This is a genomic window from Paenibacillus sp. Z3-2, assembly GCF_054161325.1.
Genome location: NZ_CP096397.1, coordinates 15,055 through 32,173 on the forward strand (window position 1 = coordinate 15,055; position 17,119 = coordinate 32,173).

The 17,119-nt window shown below is 45.3% G+C and carries 18 protein-coding genes and 1 riboswitch; of the genes, 16 read left to right on the forward strand and 2 right to left on the reverse strand.

All coding sequences use genetic code 11. The annotated features are described in order from the left end of the window. Nucleotides 1-198 precede the first annotated feature (198 nt). On the forward strand, nt 199-639 hold the full coding sequence (locus M1D71_RS00060) for a hypothetical protein (protein ID WP_458124791.1): 441 nt from the start codon (nt 199-201) through the stop codon (nt 637-639). 655 nt (nt 640-1,294) lie between these two features. Here M1D71_RS00060 and M1D71_RS00065 read toward each other — a convergent pair. Next, a complete protein-coding gene (locus M1D71_RS00065; protein ID WP_458124792.1) occupies nt 1,295-1,819 on the reverse strand; it encodes a hypothetical protein in 525 nt (174 codons plus the stop codon). 497 nt (nt 1,820-2,316) lie between these two features. Here M1D71_RS00065 and M1D71_RS00070 point away from each other — a divergent pair, with 497 nt between their 5' ends. The 12 genes from M1D71_RS00070 (at nt 2,317) to rsmI (ending at nt 11,918) form a co-directional block, all read left to right on the forward strand. Beyond that, the gene (locus M1D71_RS00070; RefSeq protein ID WP_145326511.1) at nt 2,317-2,502 is read left to right on the forward strand and encodes a sigma factor G inhibitor Gin; all 186 of its coding nucleotides are present in this window, start codon (nt 2,317-2,319) and stop codon (nt 2,500-2,502) included. Between the two features lie 254 nt (nt 2,503-2,756). Continuing rightward, the gene (locus tag M1D71_RS00075) at nt 2,757-4,571 is read left to right on the forward strand and encodes an aminotransferase class I/II-fold pyridoxal phosphate-dependent enzyme (RefSeq protein ID WP_458124793.1); all 1,815 of its coding nucleotides are present in this window, start codon (nt 2,757-2,759) and stop codon (nt 4,569-4,571) included. Between the two features lie 236 nt (nt 4,572-4,807). Next, nucleotides 4,808-5,158: a CidA/LrgA family protein gene (locus tag M1D71_RS00080; RefSeq protein ID WP_458124794.1), complete on the forward strand. Its 351-nt coding sequence runs from the start codon at nt 4,808-4,810 to the stop codon at nt 5,156-5,158. After that, nucleotides 5,128-5,820: an LrgB family protein gene (locus M1D71_RS00085; protein ID WP_458124795.1), complete on the forward strand. Its 693-nt coding sequence runs from the start codon at nt 5,128-5,130 to the stop codon at nt 5,818-5,820. Before M1D71_RS00080 ends, M1D71_RS00085 begins: the two co-directional genes overlap by 31 nt. Before the next feature lie 218 nt (nt 5,821-6,038). Continuing rightward, nucleotides 6,039-6,686, forward strand: coding sequence for a dTMP kinase (tmk, locus tag M1D71_RS00090; RefSeq protein WP_458124796.1), 648 nt, complete (start codon nt 6,039-6,041; stop codon nt 6,684-6,686). 61 nt (nt 6,687-6,747) lie between these two features. Beyond that, nucleotides 6,748-7,077, forward strand: coding sequence for a cyclic-di-AMP receptor (locus M1D71_RS00095; RefSeq protein WP_017691391.1), 330 nt, complete (start codon nt 6,748-6,750; stop codon nt 7,075-7,077). 342 nt (nt 7,078-7,419) lie between these two features. Then, the gene (locus M1D71_RS00100) at nt 7,420-7,863 is read left to right on the forward strand and encodes a YaaR family protein (protein ID WP_017691389.1); all 444 of its coding nucleotides are present in this window, start codon (nt 7,420-7,422) and stop codon (nt 7,861-7,863) included. Nucleotides 7,864-7,872: 9 nt separating this feature from the next. Further along, nucleotides 7,873-8,844 carry a DNA polymerase III subunit delta' gene (gene holB, locus M1D71_RS00105; protein WP_253428866.1) on the forward strand — a complete coding sequence of 324 codons (972 nt, stop codon included), beginning with the start codon at nt 7,873-7,875 and terminating at the stop codon, nt 8,842-8,844. A gap of 117 nt (nt 8,845-8,961) precedes the next feature. Continuing rightward, a complete protein-coding gene (locus M1D71_RS00110; protein ID WP_053778939.1) occupies nt 8,962-9,762 on the forward strand; it encodes a PSP1 domain-containing protein in 801 nt (266 codons plus the stop codon). A gap of 28 nt (nt 9,763-9,790) precedes the next feature. Then, nucleotides 9,791-10,159 carry a DNA replication initiation control protein YabA gene (yabA, locus tag M1D71_RS00115; protein ID WP_145326517.1) on the forward strand — a complete coding sequence of 123 codons (369 nt, stop codon included), beginning with the start codon at nt 9,791-9,793 and terminating at the stop codon, nt 10,157-10,159. A gap of 94 nt (nt 10,160-10,253) precedes the next feature. After that, entirely contained in the window at nt 10,254-11,033 is a 780-nt protein-coding gene (locus M1D71_RS00120) for a tRNA1(Val) (adenine(37)-N6)-methyltransferase (protein ID WP_458124797.1), read from the forward strand. Further along, entirely contained in the window at nt 11,034-11,918 is an 885-nt protein-coding gene (gene rsmI, locus M1D71_RS00125; protein ID WP_076334090.1) for a 16S rRNA (cytidine(1402)-2'-O)-methyltransferase, read from the forward strand. It abuts the gene before it with no gap. Between the two features lie 237 nt (nt 11,919-12,155). Here the strand turns inward: rsmI and M1D71_RS00130 are convergent, their stop codons facing one another. Beyond that, nucleotides 12,156-12,410 (reverse strand): AbrB/MazE/SpoVT family DNA-binding domain-containing protein, encoded by a 255-nt coding sequence (locus tag M1D71_RS00130; RefSeq protein WP_017691383.1) that lies wholly within the window; start codon nt 12,408-12,410, stop codon nt 12,156-12,158. Nucleotides 12,411-12,727: 317 nt separating this feature from the next. On the opposite strand from M1D71_RS00130, the gene M1D71_RS00135 reads away from it, so the two are divergent. The 3 genes from M1D71_RS00135 to M1D71_RS00145 all read left to right on the forward strand — a co-directional run bounded on the left by M1D71_RS00135 (nt 12,728) and on the right by M1D71_RS00145 (nt 17,063). Next, on the forward strand, nt 12,728-14,005 hold the full coding sequence (locus M1D71_RS00135; RefSeq protein WP_458124798.1) for an HD domain-containing protein: 1,278 nt from the start codon (nt 12,728-12,730) through the stop codon (nt 14,003-14,005). Nucleotides 14,006-14,341: 336 nt separating this feature from the next. Next, complete coding sequence (locus M1D71_RS00140) at nt 14,342-15,112, forward strand: TatD family hydrolase (RefSeq protein WP_458124799.1); 771 nt, start codon at nt 14,342-14,344, stop codon at nt 15,110-15,112. A 241-nt stretch (nt 15,113-15,353) separates the two neighbouring features. Continuing rightward, a riboswitch (cyclic di-AMP (ydaO/yuaA leader) is annotated at nt 15,354-15,607 on the forward strand. Nucleotides 15,608-15,878: 271 nt separating this feature from the next. Then, nucleotides 15,879-17,063: a 3D domain-containing protein gene (locus M1D71_RS00145; RefSeq protein WP_458124800.1), complete on the forward strand. Its 1,185-nt coding sequence runs from the start codon at nt 15,879-15,881 to the stop codon at nt 17,061-17,063. The last annotated feature ends 56 nt before the right edge of the window (nt 17,064-17,119 follow it).

Here is a 17,119-nt window from a genome sequence, read left to right on the forward strand (position 1 = left end):
GATGTTATTCGGTGGTGGTTTTTATTTGTGTATAAGGGATAAATTTAATGAGCGGAAGCTTTAACATGATCGTCAATTGAAGGTAACATTTTTGTTACGGATAATAGCGGTAAAACCAGTATAATAGGACTATGTTAAATATGCTAAAAGTACCTGACCACAGAGCTGGAATGTGCAGCTGTGAAAAGGAGGGTGTGTGTGTTAAGTTGGCGGAGACTTGGACTACAATCATTTCTGTTGCTTTGCCTGACCGTTGTTCTGGCAGGATGCGGTGAAGCTTCAGGAGCTGTATGGACTTCATATGAAGGTGCGGTTAACGAGAAGAGTTTCCCGGTGCCTAAAGTAGCGAATAAATCTGACCAGTCCGAAAACAATTCGGATATGGATTATGTTCGATATACGCTGTCTGGTATTAGTGAAAGCACTAGTTTGCCTGAGGTATATCTAGACGAGATCAAAAGCTGGGGTTGGACAGAGAGGCAAGCCAAGGGTACATCCAATAAATCCAGTAGCTTGCGTGTATTTGCAAAGGAAGGACATACTGTGCACTTAGCGGTACATGATGGTTCCTTTACACTAATGGTTCCTAGAAATGATGCTACTCAAACGACAGTTAAATCATTGGATGAAGATGATTGAGCTGCTCCGAGTATGGTTAGTATGAACAATTAACGCTGTGATGTTCCTTATATAGTAAGCTCCCGTGTACTTGATCGGGGGCTTTTTGTTATTTTGCGGAAGTTGGCTTTAGTAGTTATGGGAAATACCTATCGCGTAATGGGCAGGAGAAGTCATAAAGGTAGAGAGGATTTGGAGTAGACATTGTCGTACAGAAAGGCGGGTATGTGTACTTGAACTATAGGGGAGTGATGAGCTTTAAAGGTAAGTTAGAGATATAGAGAAGTAGAGTTTTATAAGTATCTGAGGTAATGAATGACTGGTGGAAACGGCTTAACCAGAAGGGATGGAGCTCAGACTGAGCAAGAGATCGTTTAAAGGCATAAGATATACAAGATAACTGGGTAATGAGATATGGAGCAGCGGAGAAAAAGAGGAGGAGGAATGAAGCCAGGCGTGGGGATAACTTATTTAACTATACTCATGCTGTGGATAAGGAAAGAGAGGGAGAAGATAAATAAAGGTTATCCACTGTGGATAACCTTTATTTGAGTATGTGAGGCTGAGTCAATGGAGGATCGAGTAACAGGTTTTTGTATCTGAATATCCGAAGGACTCAGCCATTATGTATTACAGGTAAGTGAGGTACAGTTATTATTGGATGAACGAAGGATAATTATTGCAGATAGTATGAGACATCTTGTTCATTCAATTTGATGAGCCCATCTTTACGCTCGCGGGAGAGTACCATTACAACATATAGGCGAGGGCCAAGTAGCCACAAATGCCAGAAGATCAGCGAGAGGGTGAAGGACAAGGGGGACCATATCAAACATACTGTAATGATACATAGTCCAATCCAGCTCATGTTTAGGTGTACCCGGACAAACATGCGGAAGCTGAAATGCTGATCAGGGATATAACCTAGCCAGGGCATACGCAGATTCCAGCGCCACCGTTTGGCATAAGAGGTACGGACTAGCAGTAATATGGTTCGGGCGATGACATAATGAATCCAGATGGTGATTGGGCCTGCCAGTACAAAAAAGAAGAGGCCAGTCCAGGAGAATGCGAGTAGATTGAATAAGAGCATGATGACCGGCAGACACAGATAGCTATAGATGACACTGCGGGCGATAGCCTTTTTTTTCAGAAGCCGGTATTGATAGAACGTTGCTTTATTCTCCGGTTCGGCGACCATACGATTATATATCCTCCTTCGGATTCACGTTTGTGTGGGTAAGTAGTCATTTTCGAGCAGGTGCATTAAGATAATGAATCATGTATGTATATATGAACCTTGTATCTCACGCCATGACGATTGTACAAGATACTGAGATTCGACGAAGCTTATCTCAGTATACTCCCGAATGCACGGACTGTCAGGCTTTGATATCGTTATCATGTATTATATATCGGCGGGGATTCCATGTTTTTTTAAGAAAATTTGAATATAAGTTTGGAGTCAGACCAAGGCATACGTGATATAGAGGGAAATGCGATGGAATGAAAGACACCTGTGTAGAACATAGCAGGTAAGTGCTTTTGTACGAAGCATGAATGTATTTTTCGGTACAGACACCCAAGAGGGAGTGAGCGAATATATATATTTTATAGAAAGAAAGCACTATGAAAATGTTTAAAATAATAGAAACTGTGCAATACTGATAGTAAACGTAAAACAAGGTGGGATGGTTCATGGAAGAACATGCCGAACACACATGTATTATCTGCGAGCAAAGAAAAAGAGAAGGCATTTTTATTGTATCTGAATTCATATGTGACGCTTGTGAAGCAGAAATGGTTCATACCGATGCGCAGGATGCCAAATACAATTATTTTATCAATCAGATGAAACAGATTTGGGTACAAAAAAACGCATAATTAACGTTTCTATAGAAGTAGAAGTTAGAACATCGCATTGCAATGATGCTGATGTGTAGAGGCCCAATGGGCCTTTTTCTGTTTTTAGGAGAGAGAGTGTCTTGTCTGCCATCTAAGGAAGGCGTATGCTGATATAATGATATGGATAGTTTACAGTAGAACGTCTGCAGATGGGGAAGAAGGACGCTGCTGAGCATAGGAAGCATACTTGAATGCAGAGAACTCACATTATATATGTACAGGATGGTTACTTCATGGATCATAAAATTAAATCAAGTAGAGCCCCTTTATATGAAGCGTTGCTAACGTATCGTGATTCGAAGCAGCGTTCTTTTCATGTGCCTGGGCATAAGAATGGACAAGCTTACCGACATTTGGTGGAAGAAGCAGAATCGGAACAGCCTTCCGTTAAGGAAATCGTTGATGAGAAACACCAGCACAACGGAGAGATTCAGAACGGTGCAGGAGGGATTGTTAACCAAAGGATAGAGCAATTTAGATTCAGTTCGGTGGAGGAACATGGGGCTGATATAGAGAGCAAGGAACATATTGGCGAAAAAGCTCTAGTACCAGTGCGTTCATTTCTGGAGATGATGGAGATGGATGTTACGGAGATTACGGGTACTGATGATTTGCACCATCCGGAAGGCGTGATTCAGGAAGCGCAGGAGCTTGCTGCAGATTGTTTTGGAGCGGAGGAGAGTTTCTTCCTTGTGGGAGGCAGCACAGCAGGTAATCTGTCCTTATTGCTCACCGTGTGCGATGAGCCGAACAGTATTGTACTGGTGCAGCGGAATGTACACAAGTCCGTTATTCACGGGTTAATGCTGGCAGGCGCAAGAGCTGTATTTCTGGAGCCGTGGGTTGATCCTGCGTCTGGACTTGCGGTCATGCCGTCGGTGGAGACGGTTCAGGCTGCTGTCCAGTCCTATCCTGAGGCAAAGGGAGTACTCGTCACGTTGCCCAATTATTACGGCATGGGCGCTGATCTGATGCCCATTGCCGAGGTATGCCACGCCGCTGGCTTGCCACTGCTCGTGGATGAAGCGCATGGCGCGCATTATGGGCAGCATCCGGAGCTGCCAGTCTCTGCACTGTCATGCGGAGCAGACGGTGTCGTGCAGTCGACACATAAGATGCTGACGGCCTTCACCATGGGAGCCATGCTGCACATTCAGGGACCGCGGTTAAATCGGTCCCTGTTAAGGCAGCGCCTGGCCATGGTGCAAAGCTCAAGCCCATCATACCCGGTGATGGCTTCGCTCGATCTGGCGCGCCGCCTGCTGCATGTGCAGGGCGCGAACACCTTCACGGCGGGGCTCGCCGCCGTGAATGCCTTTAAGCGCGGCCTCGCGGAGCTGCCGCGCTTCCAGTTGCTGCAGCCTGCACAGCCGCTGCAGCCAGAACGGCCAGCCGGAACAGCGAAGCCGGCTGGCATGCCCGTGTCCGCTGCGCAGCAGACACGGGAGGGCCTGACCGCGGCGGCGATACCATCTGCCGCGGGGTATACCGCTCAGGACCCATTCAAGGCCGTCATCTATGACGGCACAGGGGTGCTGAGCGGTTATGGGCTACAGCAGCAGCTGGAAGCATGCGGCTGTGTGCCTGAGATGAGCGACGAACGGTACGTCGTCTTGCTCTTCAGCCTGGGCTCAACGGTGCAAGATGCTCAGCACCTGTTGCAGGCCTTACACCATATTAGCTCTACCAATGGGCATGAGCAGATTCAATCCAATACAGAGCCCTCGCAACAGCTTGCGAAAGGTTCGGCGCATTATATTTCCACGTGGAACAATTTACAAGAAAACGCACGCTTCTCGGAACCGATCTCCTTTACACTGCAACCCATTGTGGAGACGGATACGATCAATGTTCTGATAGAAGAAAGCGCGGGCTGTCGATCAGCTGAGATGGTTGTCCCGTATCCTCCAGGGATTCCGCTTGTATATCCGGGTGAACGCCTAAGTCCATCGATGGTAGCACGTATACAACTCCTGAGGGATGAAGGAGCGAAGTTTCACGGGATATCAGATGCATCTCTACAGGTATTGAAGGTCATGAAGGATTAAAAGATACACATGGAAATCTGAATTGCATTTACCACTAGGTAGTCTATATGACCAATACGAATTGCGATACCGGACCCTACACATGTGAGGGTCTCTTGGTCATTAATCCACTTGTTAGTTTAACTTAGAAAGATAGATATAAGAAAGAAGGGACCACATTGGGTATTCCGCTAAAAAAATATACAGGAATAGTCCTGCAGGTTTTGTTGATGTACGGGTTTTATTGGATAGGAAACATGATTCAAGCTCTATTACATCTGCCGTTAACAGGCAGTATTGTGGGCATGCTGGTATTGTTTATCGCCATTCAACTGGGATGGATCAAAATGAGCTGGGGAGAAGAGGGGTCAACGTGGCTTCAATCTCATCTGCAATTGTTGTTCATCCCACCTACTGTAGGCATCATTAATCACTTTGATTTTTTCCGAGCCAACACATTGTTATTAGTCCTTGGTTTGATTGTTAGCACATTAATCACATGTCTGATATCTGCCAAAGTAAGTGAGTGGCTTATGACGTGGAGATTGTCTCATTCAGGTAAAAAGGAGGCGATCCCATGTCAGCATTCATCCTCGGAATTGGAATGATTGCACTAACCATCGCTGTATATATTCCAGCCACTCGTCTATATAAAAGGTTAAAATGGCCGATACTTATGCCTGTTCTTACAACGACTGCGATACTGATCCTGATCTTGGTGATCTCCAATATAAAGCTGGATACGTATATGCTCGGTGGTAAATGGATACAAGAGCTTTTAGGCCCAGCAGTCGTATCTCTCGCTTTTCCCTTGTCCAGACATCTGCATGTGCTGAAGCAAAATATCATTCCAATTGTGGGTGGAACTATCGGGGGCAGTTTTACGGGAATCGTCACAGGTGCCTTAATTGCTATCCTGCTTGGCTATCCTCAAGATATGGTCATCGCTTTATTGCCAAAATCCGTGACGACTCCTGTGGCTATTCAGCTTGCTGATCAGGTTGGAGGGAACGCTTCATTCACATCACTGTTTGTGATGATTGCAGGTTTCTCGGGAATATTACTGGGGCCAATGTTGTTGAAATGGGCTAAAGTCCAAAGTAGAAAAGCCTATGGAATTGGACTGGGTTCAGCATCTCATGCCCTCGGCATGGCAAGGTCTTTCGAATATGGAGAGAATGCGGTAGCCCTCAGTTCGGTATCCATGATTGTCAGTGCCATTGCCGGATCAATTATGCTTCCATTATGGGTATGGATCATCTACGGTTGAATGCTTTACTTTGTAGTTCAGGTTGGAGTAACCGCTGACCTATAGTATTATAGAAAGAAAACAAGCTTGTATGATCTTTGTGTTATTAATACGTACCGTTATAGCTGTAGCCATACACCTCTGGGCGGGGTATATCATATCCTGTAGCAAGAGGGGTCTAAGCATATTCATTACAGCAGCAATAGATGCAATTATCGACATAGAAAGCAGGGAAGCATATGCAGGGCAGAGGTAAATTCATCACGCTGGAAGGGGGAGAGGGTTCCGGTAAAACGACGATGATCGGGAAGATAGGTTCTTATTTCGAAGAACAGGGTATACCTTACGTAGTTACGCGAGAGCCAGGCGGAATTGAGATTGCGGAGAAAATACGTTCCATTATTCTGGACCCTCTTCATACGGCAATGGATGCTCGAACCGAAGCACTATTGTATGCAGCTGCTCGCAGCCAGCATCTGGCGGAGAAGGTAGAGCCTGCACTGAGAGCTGGAAAGGCAGTCATCTGTGACCGATTTGTCGATAGCAGTCTGGTCTATCAAGGATACGCCCGTGGACTCGGGATAGAGAATGTATGGGCCATTAATCGCTTTGCAATCGGTGATCTTATGCCGGATGTGACCTTATATCTGGACATCGAGCCTGAAGTGGGGCTTGCCCGGATTGATGCTCATGATGGCCGCGAAGTGAACCGTCTGGATCTGGAAAACCTGGAGTTTCACCGTAAAGTGCGAGAGGGTTACTTCCTATTAAAAAAGCAGTTCCCGGAACGGATCAGGGTTATCGATGCTTCCATGAAGCAGGAGGACGTCTTGGCAGCAATGATTTTGTCGCTGGAGACAGGGATTTTGAAGGATTTTGACGAGTAATTGTCTAATATATAGACAGGGCATTTGATAAAGGTGCTTATTCTAAAGGAGGTTATGCAGGATGAAACTGATTGTTGCGATTATACAGGATAAAGACAGCAACCGATTATCCAGCGCATTGGTCAAAGCAAACTTTCGGGCAACGAAGCTTGCCAGTACGGGCGGATTTTTGAAGGCAGGCAACACGACGTTTATGATCGGTGTCGATGATGGTCAAGTCGAATCCGTAATGAACGTCATTCGCAGCAGCTGTAAGGTTCGTGAACAGCTCGTGACTCCGGTCACACCGATGAGTGGAACAACCGACTCTTACCTGCCGCTACCTGTTGAAGTTCAAGTAGGTGGAGCTACTGTATTTGTTCTCCCGGTAGATCGCTTCGAACATTTCTAATTAAACCTATTGCATGGATCCCATGAGGGTCTTTCATTTTCGATAGCATGTTGGAAACGATGAGCGCAAGAAAATTTAAACAGAGTTTGTGCGTGCTGCTTACGGAACGCCTTTCTTGATGAGATGAATGCACACTCTTTCCGGATGAGCATCTCCCAGCCAGAAATGGTTCATTTCGGAAAGAGGTTGACTACAAACAATAAGTCCTTGATGGTGATGTGTATCTACCATTATATATAGAGTGTGAATTAGCATATATAAAAGCCTCATCCTCACGCACAGGCGCAACGCGCACTGTGCTGATGGGCGATTGGCCAACTATGATAGAAAGCAGGCGTATCCATGAAAATCAATCCTGGATTTAGACCGATTCAGAGCGGAATCAGTTCTACTGATTCAGGTTCCAAACCGGTCCAATCCAAAAATTTCTCTGATATGATGAATCACCAGGGGGAACGAGCCTCACAAGCTGAACTGAATCGCCGGTTTAGTGAAATCCAGCTTCAGGGCGATCGCTTGGCACGTTCCATGACGATTCGTGAGCTGAAGGCGTATAAGCAACTTGTTAAAAGGTTTCTGGAAGAGACCGTTCGCCGCGGTGTATCCATGAAAGAGACAAGGGGTTGGGATCGTCGTGGCAGAGGCAAGCGTTATAAGCTGATTGATGAAATTGACTCCGCTCTGTTATCCATGGCTGATGAATTGCTGGATACAGAAGAAGGAAAAATCTCTCTATTACAACAAGTAGGCGAAATTCGGGGGATGCTTATTAATTTAAGCTTCTGAGGAGGAAGTATGTCCTTTCAACAAATTATGGGTCAACAGGCGGCCAAGCAAATGTTACAAAGCAGTTTGAGACGTCAGGCAATAAGCCATGCGTATTTATTTAGCGGTCCAGCGGGTAGCGGGCAACGGAAGACGGCAATTACTTTCGCCAAAGCGATATTTTGTACAGAGTTGGAAGACGACGCATGTGGGCAGTGTCTTGAATGTCGTAAGGTGGATCATGGTAACCATCCGGATCTAACCATGCTTGCACCAGATGGAAACAACATCAAAATAGATCAAATCCGGGACCTGCAGCGTATCTTTTCATATCGATCTGAGGCAGGCCATCCCAAAGTATATATTATAGAACAAGCCGAGAAAATGACGGTGCAGGCAGCGAACAGTCTGCTTAAATTTCTGGAGGAACCACAAGTACCAGCAGTCGGCATCCTAATTACAGATAATGGACAGGCTATGTTGCCCACCATCCGGTCTCGTTCCCAATTGGTGCCGTTCAGCGCACTGAATCCGGAGGAGATGTTACAATCTCTGATTGAGGAAGGGCACCCTGCCAATCTGGCTCGGTCTGCCGTCCATTTAGCGTCAGGATTGGAAGCATGTAGAGAAATTCTCCAGCAGAATTGGTTTGCAGAAATTAGAAACGTAATGTTACAATTAGGGAAGGAGTCCCTGGGTAGAGGAAGTACATCATTGATCTCTGCACAGCAGAAGCTTTTTAAAACCGGACTCTCTGAACACCTGGACATGCTTCTTAGTTTGTTCCATCTATGGTTTAGGGACATGCTGTATGTTCAGTACGATAGGCATGAACATATCGTTTTTATAGATCAGTTAGACATGCTATCTCAGTTGGCACATACCCGCAGCACAGAGCAGTGGGTCTCCTATATGGATATGGCCGCAGCATGCAGAAAAAAATTGCGTTTCAATGTCAATGGCCAGCTTTGTCTGGAGCAATTTTTGATCGGTTTGGCATAAGACTGGGAGAGGGCAGCTTTAGCTCCAATCATATGCAAACGGTTATAACTTCGGCCGGTTCCCTAAGAAGACGGGGCTTCAGACGAAGTGGGGTTGGCTTACAAGGGGGTTAATTTTTTGTACAGTGTAGTGGGTGTCCGTTTCAAAAAAGCGGGCAAAATTTATTACTTCGATCCCCTGGACCTTCCCATTGAGAAAGAAAACTGCGTTATCGTGGAGACAGCGCGGGGGGTAGAGTACGGTAAGGTTGTTGTTGGTAAGAAGGAAGTGGGCGAGTCCGATGTGGTGTTGCCGCTGAAGAAGGTCATCCGTGTTGCGGGCGAGACAGATGCCCGTGTGGTTGATGAGAACAAGCGTGCAGCCAAAGAAGCATTCGGTACTTGTTTAAATAAAATCAAAGACCATGGCCTCAAAATGAAGCTGGTTGATGTGGAATTTACGTTTGATCGCAATAAAATCATATTTTATTTTACAGCTGAAGGAAGAGTCGATTTCCGGGAGCTGGTTAAGGATCTGGCAAGTATTTTCCGGACACGAATCGAGCTGAGACAGATTGGTGTACGTGATGAAGCGAAGATGCTTGGCGGAATCGGACCTTGCGGCCGTGTGTTGTGTTGTTCTTCCTGGCTGGGAGACTTTGAGCCGGTATCAATCAAGATGGCTAAAGATCAGAGCCTGTCACTGAATCCGACGAAAATTTCAGGGTTGTGCGGAAGACTCATGTGCTGTCTGAAATTTGAGCATGATAACTATGAAAGTGTGAGAGAAGAACTGCCGGCTGTAGGCAAACTGGTCGTCACCTCATTGGGTGAAGGAAAAGTTGTCGGAATTAATGCCGGTAGCCGCACAGTCCATGTTCAACTGTTCGACATCAGTAAAGTCAAAGAACTTCCGCTGGATGACGTCGTTATCAAGTAAACCATAAAGGTTGCTTCGGGGTGGAAACTTGGAAAAGAAAAATCTGTTTACGCACATTCATGAAATGGAAACCCAACTGGGTCAGTTGCACGGTGATTTAGGAGAGTTAAAAATGATTGTGAAGGAGCTGCTTGAGGATAATCAGCGGCTTACCATCGAGAATGAGCAGTTACGCAAACTGCTCAAACGTGAGGCTCCGGCAGATCTGCCAATCTCCGCAGCACTCGCTCCTGTAGCAAGACCCGCAGGTCCGGCTACAGGTGAAGATGTCGTGGGTGAAGGGTATGATAATCTGGCTCGGTTGTATCACGAGGGCTTCCATATCTGCAACGTCTATTATGGACATCTGCGGACGGAAGGCGATTGTCTATTCTGCCTGTCTTTTTTGAATAAATGAAGTGACCGTAGGGATCCCCTACGGTTTTTTTTCAAGGTTACAAACCTAAAGATACAAACATGAGATATAGAGTACCGGAGGATGAGCGTAACATATGGAAGCAAAAGAAGTAGTGTTACATGAGTCAGAGCGGATTGATGATCTGCTCTCTCATGATCTGAGAATCATTCAAAGTGATGAAGTATTCAGTTTTTCAATGGATGCGGTATTGTTGGCTAGGTTTGCTTCCGTCCCCAAACGGGGGCGTGTACTTGATTTGTGTACAGGCAATGGAGTAGTTCCTATTCTGCTTACAACGCGCACGGAGGCTAACCTGGAAGGGATTGAGATTCAGCCACGTTTGGCTGATATGGCTCGTCGCAGTGTGCAATTAAATGCACTGGACGAATCGATTATGATTCGTGAAGGTGATTTGCGAGAACTGGTGAAAGAAACGGGCCACGCTGTCTATGATGCAATAACAGTTAATCCCCCATACATGCCTCTGAATGGCAGTGATCTCAAGATGAACACACATCAGGCTATGGCACGTCATGAGATCGGATGTACCCTGGAAGAAGTGATCCAGGCTTGCAGTCGACTTGTACGTAATGGTGGCAAAGTATCAATGGTTCATCGTCCACAGCGGCTTGCAGAGATTATCTCGCTCATGCGTGAGTATAAGCTGGAGCCAAAACGAATTAGGATGGTACATCCCCGTGCTCATCTGGAAGCCAATATGGTGTTAATTGAAGGAATGAAAGATGGTAAACCCGAAGTGAGGATGCTTCCTCCACTCATTGTCTACAATGAAGAGGGGAAATACTGCGAAGAGATAATGGATATCTATTATGGTCAGCAGCATGCTGAGCGTACAACGAAAGGAGGAATTTAGATGACTTTGCATATTCAGAAAAGCTATGCGGAGCAGCCTGAAGGCTCAGGCAAGCTATATCTGGTGGGAACACCCATTGGTAATCTGGAGGATATGACATTCCGGGCGATCAAGACGTTGCAGAGCTGCGACATCATTGCGGCAGAAGATACACGTCAGACTCGAAAGTTGCTTACCCATTTTGAAATTACACCGTCCATGTTGTTTAGTTATCATGAACATAATAAGGGAGCAAGCGGCCCTGAACTGATACGCTATATAATAGAAGGTAAAAATCTGGCACTCGTCAGCGATGCTGGTCTGCCGGCCATCTCGGACCCGGGTTCCGACCTTGTACAGCTTGCGCTTGAAGCTGGAATTACGGTCATTCCTATCCCTGGACCCAATGCTGCTTTGTCTGCTCTGATCGTGTCCGGATTACCGACGGAGCGTTTTACATTCGGCGGCTTTTTGCCTCGGGAGAAAAAGGACATGCGAAAAGTGCTGGAGGCTTTTGACGAATCCAATGGGACTTTGTTATTTTATGAATCACCTCACCGCATTCGAAAAACATTAGTCCATCTTGAAGAAATTCTGGGTGATCGCTCGATCGTCCTGGCACGTGAGCTTACCAAGCGTCATGAGGAATTCGCAAGGGGTAGTGTGAAGGAATGCATCGACTGGCTTGAAGAGCATCCGCCTCTTGGAGAGTACTGTTTGCTGGTGGAAGGCATCAAGGAAGAGGAGCGTAAGGCTGAGCGCGAAGCTTGGTGGCAGCTCATGTCGCTCGCCGATCATGTCAGCCATTATGAGGGTGAAGGACATAACCGCAAAGATGCGATGAAAAAAACGGCAACCGATCGTGGTCTGACGAAGCGCGATGTATATAATGCGTTAATCGAATAGTGAATCTGACCTTCAACATGAATGGAACATTAAAAAGAACAGAGTGGTTCAAATAATTGCAAACGAATTTCACCACTCTCTCCTTGGAGGAGTGTAACAGACTCATTTTGGGTAATGGAACCCATAACAGGGCAAAAAAATACCTTCCACGGTGGTATTCACACCGGGAAGGCCATTAAGGAATATTAAAAAGGTTAGAAATAACAATTTAGATAAGTCCAGTATAGCTGTATTTTTTTATTTTGCTACAGGTGCAGGGATTTCGGAAATACATTCGTTACATACGATTTTACCTTTGAAGTAAGTAACGTTCTCTGCATTACCACAGAAGATACAAGCAGGCTCGTATTTTTTCAACATGATGCGCTCGCCGTCAACGTAGATTTCCAGAGCATCTTTTTCACCAATACCGAGCGTACGGCGTAATTCAATCGGAATAACTACCCGTCCCAGTTCGTCCACTTTTCTTACAATACCTGTTGATTTCATCATTATAATCAGTGCTCCTCTCAGCTAACTATCATTGTCATTATTCGACATTATTTTATGTTTTATGATACTCATCATACCAACGATTCCCAAATCAGTCAACCTTAAAATTAGCTTAAAATTAAGGCTGTTTTTCCTAAGGTTGCTGGTGGTAAGGGATTGCAAGCTGTTTTTCGTATTTAAACATCAATGTCAGCTTTGTCGATTTGGAAAACGACAAAACTGCCTCATTCGACAAAGTTCGTCATATTGTGTCGAATGTTTGGAGAATCGTAGAGGTCTAAGCGTTAATATAAAAGAAATTAAAGGAGTGAGTCGACATGGAACAACGTCTAACAGAAGAGAAAGTGTTTAAAGACCCGGTACATAATTATATCCACGTGCAAGATCCGATTATATGGGAGTTAATCAACACCCCTGAATTTCAGCGGTTACGCCGGATTCGTCAGTTGGGGACTTCTTACCTAACCTTTCATGGAGCAGAGCACAGTCGTTTCTCACATTCACTGGGTGTGTATGAAATTACGCGCAAGATCATCTCTCAATTTGAAAGAAGTCATTATTCAGATTGGCCAAAGGACGAAAAGATTGTAGCGCTGTGCGCAGCTCTACTTCATGATCTTGGGCATGGGCCGTTCTCTCATTCCATCGAGGAAGCTTTTGACATGAATCATGAAGATTGGACTTGTCGCATCATTACAGGTGATACCGAAGTAGGGGCAATCTTAAGACGGTATGCTCCTGATTTTCCTGAGAAAGTGGCTTCTGTGATTCAAAAAACGTATGAGCAGCCCATTGTAGTCAATCTGGTGACTAGTCCTCTTGATGCGGACCGTATGGATTATTTGCTCAGGGATGCTTACTTTACGGGAGTAAATTATGGCACGATCGATCTTGATCGTATCCTTCGCATGCTGCGGCCCTATCATGGACGGATTGTAGTCAAGGAGTCAGGCATGCATGCTGTGGAGGATTACTTAATGTCTCGGTACCAGATGTATTGGCAGATTTACTTTCATCCAGTAACCCGTAGTTCCGAAATTATATTGCGGCAAATATTCAAGCGAGCGAAAAAACTCATAGAAGAAGGTTTCCAATTCCGCTTCTTGATTGATCCACTTCCTCAATTATTTGAAGGAGAACTATCGGTAGATGAATATTTGCAGTTGGACGAAGCCTTGATTCAGACGGCATTTGCGCAGTGGCGCAAGGAGGACGATGCTGTTCTGAGTGAGTTATGCGAACGTTTCATGGATCGCAAGTTATATAAGTATGTAGAGCTTGAACAGACCGACTTGACAATGATGGAAGAGATTCGGGAAGCTTTTATCCAGGCAGGTCTCAATCCCGAATATGATCTTGAAATTGATTTTCCGTCGGATAATCCGTATGATGTGTTTCGTCTGGATGAATCCACGGATAAGCAGATTCTTCTGCTCGATCGACAGGACAAGTTACATGAGTTGTCAGAAGTATCCGACATTGTCCGGTCCATTAGTGGGCTGCATCGGGGGAAACATCATTTGTATTACCCGCAAAACAAGGTGGATGCGATTATTCATGAATTACCGTCCCATATACGCCCCTATTTCTTGTAATGATGGATGAGGGTACAACTTGGTGAAAACTTTGAGTTCAAAAGACTTTCTAAAAGAGCTATTTTCCATGATACAGTAATCTGCTTTAATGGGCAGTATATGTAGATCGACATAATTTTGTAAATGCAGGCAAGTGGAATCATCTCAATCAGCCATATGTAGATCAGAATATCTGTACATCTTCTATATATTGTAGTTGCGATGCAATGAATGTAATGATGGCAATATACAGATTCACCAAAATGTTTTATCTATGAAGCAATGATATATTGAATTTTACACATTGAATTTTTAAACAAAGATAGTCGTTAGTTCGACATGAAGGGAGATACAAACATGATGCTGTTCGACACACATACACATCTGGATGCGCCACAATTCGACGAGGACCGCGAGGACATGATTCAGCGTGCTGTGGATGCCGGAGTTGGTCGCATGATCAACATTGGCTTTAACCGGGAGACGATCCCGACCACAATGAAACTTGCTGAAACATATGACTTTATATATGCAGCTGTAGGGTGGCACCCCGTAGATGCGATCACGATGCAGGAGGGAGATCTGGAATGGATTGCATCTTTATGCAAGCATGAAAAAGTGGTTGCGATCGGTGAGATTGGGTTGGATTATCACTGGGATACTTCACCGAAGGAAGTGCAGCATCGCGTATTACGACAACAAATTGCATTGGCTCGTGAAGTGAACATGCCCATTGTCATCCATAATCGAGATGCGCACGAGGATATCATAAGAATTTTGCGTGAAGAGAAAGCTGGCGAGGTTGGTGGTGTTATGCACTCATTCTCAGGCAGCTGGGAAACCGCCAAAAGTTGTCTCGATATGGGCTTCCATCTGTCCTTCGGAGGCCCGATCACATTCAAAAATGCAAAACAGCCCAAAGAGGTGCTGGCGAAGGTTCCGATGGACCGATTTTTCATTGAAACAGATGCTCCATATTTGACACCTCATCCGTATCGTGGGAAACGGAATGAGACAGCGCATGTACGTCTGGTTGCAGAGGCAGCAGCGGAAATTAAAGGCATTTCGGTAGAGGAAATTGCTGCAATAACAACCAAAAATGCCATGGAACGATTTGGGATTTGTTAAAAAATCGAGTAAATCAGGTGAAAAAGGCAGGTAAGCGGAGGTAATTTGCCCTTTGATCCAAATAGATCAAGAATATTACAATATTTTAACCAAATATTCAGAAAAACGTACTTGATCAACGCTTTACAACATGCATCAAAACAGGATATCATCTTTTCAGTGAATTGTTGTGCGGAAAACTGGACAGATGTTCGGGGGATGAACAAAGGGACACTTTCCGATGAAACAACATTACTTTCATGAATCAGTCTCGCTGAGTCTCCGTTAACGGAGAGCGGGGGAACCAATAGGGCTTAAATAGCAGTGTATTTAGCTGCTGCGCAGCATTCGCTGACCCAAAAGCAGCGAAAGGAATTGCGAAGCCATAATTGATTTCTTCTTTGGGTCTCGGGGTGAATTCAAGGGCGTCCGCCATGAGCGGGTGACCCAAGATAGGGCGGCTCTCTTTCGCCCGAACCCGACAGCTAACCTCGCAAGCGGAAAAAGAGAGGCAACCTCGTGCATGAATTTCCGATATTCAAAATCATTCGGAAGCCACGAAAGAGTTCCTCTTACACTCTTTCTTTGGCTTTTTTGTTTTTGAATAAAAGAAATGTTGTCATCATACGGTAGGTATTCAGGAGGATGACATCATGTTGCGAAGATGGGTTCATGGTGCAGAACCGGTCATATGGTCCGACCTGTGTTCTGTAGAAAAATTGGTATAGTCACGTCAAAGACATCATGCATTACTTTAGACGACGAGGCTATGAAGGAGGACGGAGAAGTGGGCACATTCCAACCAGAAGAGACCCATGAGTCACGATCATCCAGTAAGTCTTTCGCGTTGCGGTGGAAGCATGAGAACATGCGTCAAATGGCATTGATCGCGATTTTCTCAATTGCGCTTACAATCATGATCTTGTTAGTCGTTTACGGTCAGGCCGGGAAACAAATTTCACTGGTTATTGATGGCAAAGCTCAGGTGGTAGAGACTCGTACAGGAATGCTTCAGGAAATGCTGGAGGAGCAGTCAATCACAGTCAGCCCTCACGATCAGGTATCCATTCCGCTCAATGGAGCAATTACAGATGGAGACCGAATCGTTATTGAGCGGGCCGTTCCAGTCAACATTACGGCAGACGGAGACACCAAGACTCTGTATACAACCGATTCATCGGTAGAAGATGCAATTCAAAAATCAGGTATTCAAGTTGAAAATAATGATAAAGTGTATCCGGCGCTTGGAACTGCTATCAAAGCGGATATGAAGATCCGTGTAGTGCGTGTAACAAAGCGTACAGTGGATGTAGAGCAACCAATCGCTTACAAAGTAATTAAAACGGCTGACCCTAGCTTGTACAAAGGGGATAACCGTGTCGTTGTGAACGGCAAAGAAGGCACACTTGTACAGCATATCGAAAAGGTATTTCAGGATGGAGAATTGGTCTCCAAAAAAATGGTCGGCAAATCCGTCGCGAATAATCGTGTAGATAAAGTGATTGCTGTCGGCACCAAAGCGAAACCGGTCGTGAAAGAACCTGAGATTCAGACGGTATCGGCTCAAACTTCTACAACCAAAAAGGCTACAACAACGAACTCGAAGAAAACATCTGCCTCGGGCAGCAAAGTGATTACCGTATCCGGGACTTCTTTTAAATACTCCAAAGTACTTAAGAACGTATCCATGACTGCCTACTCTTCCGAAGAGCCTGGCATTGGCACCAAAACAGCTTCCGGTACTCGTGTAACGGAAGGGCGCACCATTGCGGTTGATCCCAAAGTCATTCCAATTGGCTGGTGGGTATATATCGAGGGTCTGGGCTTCCGTCGTGCGGAAGATACAGGCGGTGCCATTAAAGGGAACAAAATTGATGTATATTATGACAGTGTGAAGCATGCCCTGAATTTTGGACGTAAGAAAGGCAAGACGGTCTACGTGATCGGTCCGGTGAAGCCGGAAGCGAACTAAAATCGTTTTACTTTGAAATGGGAATGCTATAAAATAGTTGCATGAATGATTCATGC